The sequence below is a fragment of the Streptococcus sp. DD11 genome, from assembly GCF_001578865.1.
Taxonomy (GTDB): domain Bacteria; phylum Bacillota; class Bacilli; order Lactobacillales; family Streptococcaceae; genus Streptococcus; species Streptococcus panodentis.
Window position 1 is genome coordinate 270,547 of the sequence record NZ_KQ969395.1, and the last position, 3,226, is coordinate 273,772.

At 52.9% G+C, this 3,226-nt stretch carries 5 protein-coding genes; all 5 read right to left on the bottom strand.

From position 1 onward, the window contains the following. Positions 1-53: 53 nt before the first annotated feature. Complete coding sequence (locus STRDD11_RS09025) at positions 54-485, bottom strand: arginine repressor (protein ID WP_128837039.1); 432 nt, start codon at positions 483-485, stop codon at positions 54-56. Beyond that, a complete protein-coding gene (locus STRDD11_RS09030) occupies positions 478-1,293 on the bottom strand; it encodes a TlyA family RNA methyltransferase (protein ID WP_128837040.1) in 816 nt (271 codons plus the stop codon). Before STRDD11_RS09030 ends, STRDD11_RS09025 begins: the two co-directional genes overlap by 8 nt. Further along, positions 1,286-2,161: a polyprenyl synthetase family protein gene (locus tag STRDD11_RS09035; protein ID WP_128837041.1), complete on the bottom strand. Its 876-nt coding sequence runs from the start codon at positions 2,159-2,161 to the stop codon at positions 1,286-1,288. Before STRDD11_RS09035 ends, STRDD11_RS09030 begins: the two co-directional genes overlap by 8 nt. Continuing rightward, entirely contained in the window at positions 2,158-2,370 is a 213-nt protein-coding gene (locus tag STRDD11_RS09040; protein WP_128837042.1) for an exodeoxyribonuclease VII small subunit, read from the bottom strand. The genes STRDD11_RS09035 and STRDD11_RS09040 overlap by 4 nt, the downstream gene beginning before the upstream one ends. After that, the coding region (gene xseA, locus STRDD11_RS09045; RefSeq protein ID WP_241209386.1) for an exodeoxyribonuclease VII large subunit at positions 2,348-3,226 on the bottom strand (879 nt) is incomplete at its 5' end. The genes xseA and STRDD11_RS09040, both read right to left, overlap by 23 nt.

Below are 3,226 nucleotides of genomic sequence, written 5' to 3' on the forward strand. Positions count from 1 at the left end.
CTCCTCGATAATGGCAAAGTTTTTAATTGAAATTTCTAATAACATAGGCTTTCCTACCAATGATGAATGATATTTGAAATGCTGTCAGCAGCCTGCTCGGTCACTGCTACCATAAGAATACTGTCATTATCGGCGATAATGCTGAACAGCTCCTGAGCGAACTCCGTCCGCAGGTGGCGTTTGACCAAGGCTGTGCTGCCCGGCACCAGAGTCAGGTTAATCATATTTCCCAAAACATGGCAGGACAGAATATTATTCTCTGCCAGACGCAGACTGCTAGTCATCGTCTTGGGCAGCTCATAAATATAAGTATTGTCCTTGAGCGGAATCTTGACAATGCCCAGCTCCTTGATGTCGCGGGAAACAGTCGCCTGAGTGGCTGTAATCCCTGACTGCCTGAGATGTTCGACAATTTCCTCCTGAGTTCCGATGTCATAGTCGCTGACAAAACGTCTAATCTTTTCTAATCTATCCTTTTTATTCATCCTTAAATTCCTTGTGGGCTGCCTCAACAACAGCCTGTATCAACTCTTTCACTTGATTTTCCGGCTGAGGGCTCTTCTGCAGATAAGCCAGAAATTCCACATTGCCCTGTCCGCCCTGAATAGGGGAGAAATCCAGTCCCCTGACTGAAAAGCCAGCCTCCAGCATCAAGGCAGTGACCTTTTCCAGCACGGTCACATGCACCTTTGGATCTTTGACAATGCCTTTCTTGCCAATCTGCTCCCGGCCGGCCTCAAACTGAGGCTTAATCAGGGCCACCACCTGCCCTTCCGCAGCCAAAACCTGCTGCAGAGCCGGCAGAATCAGGCCGAGCGAGATAAAGCTGACATCAATGCTGGCAAAACTGGGCTCCTTCTCAAAATCTGCTTTTTGCGCATAGCGGAAATTGAACTGCTCCATACTGACGACCCGCTCATCCTGACGGAGTTTCCAGGCCAGCTGATTGGTGCCGACATCAACTGCATAGACCAAGGCCGCTCCCTTTTGCAGCAGAACATCCGTAAAACCGCCGGTTGAAGCGCCAATATCCAGCGCAATTTTACCTGCCGCTGAGAGGCCGAAAACCTGCAGCGCTTTTTCCAGCTTCAGCCCGCCGCGGCTGACATAGGGAAGTTTTTGCCCTTTGAGTTTGAGCTCTGTCGTCTCCTCAATCTTCTCACCGGGCTTGTCAAACCGCTGGCCGTCACGAACAGCGATGACCAAACCGGCCATGACTCCGCGCTTGGCCTGCTCTCTGGTCTCAAAAAGTCCCTGTCTATAGGCCAGAACATCTACTCTTTCCTTAGCCATTCAATCGTAAACCTTCTATTATTTTTTTTATTTCAGCACCGGAGAAAGCCGCGCTGCGCTCCACATCAGTCAAGAGGACTGCGGCCTGATCAAGACAGTCGTTGAAAAAGGCTGCCGCCCCCTCCAGCCCCAGAAGAGCTGGGTAGGTGGACTTGGCCGCTGCCAAGTCTTTCTGCGGGGTCTTGCCCAGCTCCTCAAAACTGGCTGTCACATCTAACAGATCATCCCTTACCTGAAAAGCCAGCCCCAAAAGCTGACCGATGCGGCGCAGCTTGTCCTGAATGAGCGGCTCCGCCCCAGCAATCAAAGCAGCAGCCACGAAGGGATAGGTCAGGAGTTTTCCCGTCTTGTTAGCATGGATTCTTTTGAGCTCTTCCAGACTGCTGTCTCGGCCTTCCCCTTGCATGTCCAGGACCTGCCCGGCCACCATGCCAAAGGTCCCCGCAGCCTGAGACAGCTCAGCAATCAGGTCCACCTTGACCTGACTGGGCAGCTCAGCCTTAGCCAAAAGGCCGTAAGGGTCCAAAAAGAGGGAGTCCCCAGCCAAAATGGCCATATCCTCGCCAAACTTCTTGTGGCTGGTCAGACGGCCGCGGCGGTAGTCATCATTGTCCATAGCCGGCAGATCATCGTGAATGAGGCTGCCGGTGTGAATCATCTCCAGAGCAGCTGCTGCCTGATAATGGGCCCGCGTCAGCTCCAAGCCAAAGCCCTCAATCAGCTCCAAGAGCAGCAGGGGCCGGAGACGCTTGCCGCCTGCCTGAAGCGAGTAAAGGATGGCCTCTGTCAAGTAAGGAGATACCTGTTTTTGCCTGTAAAATTCATCAATCGTCAGCTCCAGCTGCCTGATTTTCTCATCTCTCGTCATTCCATATCCGTTTCTGTTCCGTCTGCCTGCATGACCTTGACCAGCGTCTTTTCCGCCTGATCCAGTGTCTTCTGCAGCTCTTTTGAAAGCTGCATGCCCTTTTGGAATTCTGCAATCGCTTCTTCCAGAGCGACATCGCCGTTTTCCAGCTTTTGGACAATCGCCTCCAAATCTGCCAGATTCGCTTCAAATTTCTTTTCTTTCGACATGATTCACCTCAACTTCCAGCTGGCCATCCCGCATGAGCAGGGTCAGCTGATCTTTTTCTTGTACGGCTGCGACGGACTCGACAACCTTTTGATTCTTTTGGACAATAGCATAGCCCCGCGCGACAATCCGGCTGGTATCCAGCATGAGCAGCGCATCAGACAGTCTCTGAACCTGGGCCACTTTCTGATCATAAATGACCGCCATATTGCTGCGGAGCAGGCGCTCCTGCTGGCTCAGACGTTCTTGGTAACGTTCCAGACGGCCCAGCGGACTCAGACTTTCCAGACGGTGCTGCAAGATCCGGACCCGCTGCTGCTCCTCACTATAATATTCGCGAATTTTCTGCTTCAATCGCAGATTGAGCTGATCCAATTTCTGCAAATAGCCGTCATAAAGCCGCTCGGGCTGGCGGAATATAACCGACTGGGCTAATGTATGAAGGCGTTCCCGCTGATAGCTGATCCGATTGGAGGCGGCTCTTACCAGACGGTTTTCCTGCTGCTGCAGATGCCCCAGCAAATCCAGCTTGGTAACCGGCGTTGCCAGCTCAGCTGCAGCCGTTGGCGTTGCAGCCCGGCGGTCGGCTGTAAAGTCAGCCAGCGTCGTATCTGTCTCATGACCGACACTGGAAATAATCGGAATCCTTGACTCAAAAATGGCCCGGACGGTCTCTTCTTCATTAAATGCCCAAAGGTCCTCAATGGAACCGCCGCCCCGGCCAATAATCAGCACGTCCAAGTCATCCCGTTCATTGGCCCGGCGAATATTGGCCGCAATTTGGCCGGCCGCGCCTTCTCCCTGCACCTTGGTCGGATAGAGAAGAATGCCAACACCGGGAAAACGGCGGCTGACGGT

Coding starts and splice junctions, on each gene's coding strand:
- STRDD11_RS09030 (WP_128837040.1), bottom strand. CDS start 1,293: ATGGCTAAGGAAAGAGTAGATGTTCTGGCCTATAGACAGGGACTTTTT.
- STRDD11_RS09025 (WP_128837039.1), bottom strand. CDS start 485: ATGAATAAAAAGGATAGATTAGAAAAGATTAGACGTTTTGTCAGCGAC.
- STRDD11_RS09040 (WP_128837042.1), bottom strand. CDS start 2,370: ATGTCGAAAGAAAAGAAATTTGAAGCGAATCTGGCAGATTTGGAGGCG.
- STRDD11_RS09035 (WP_128837041.1), bottom strand. CDS start 2,161: ATGACGAGAGATGAGAAAATCAGGCAGCTGGAGCTGACGATTGATGAA.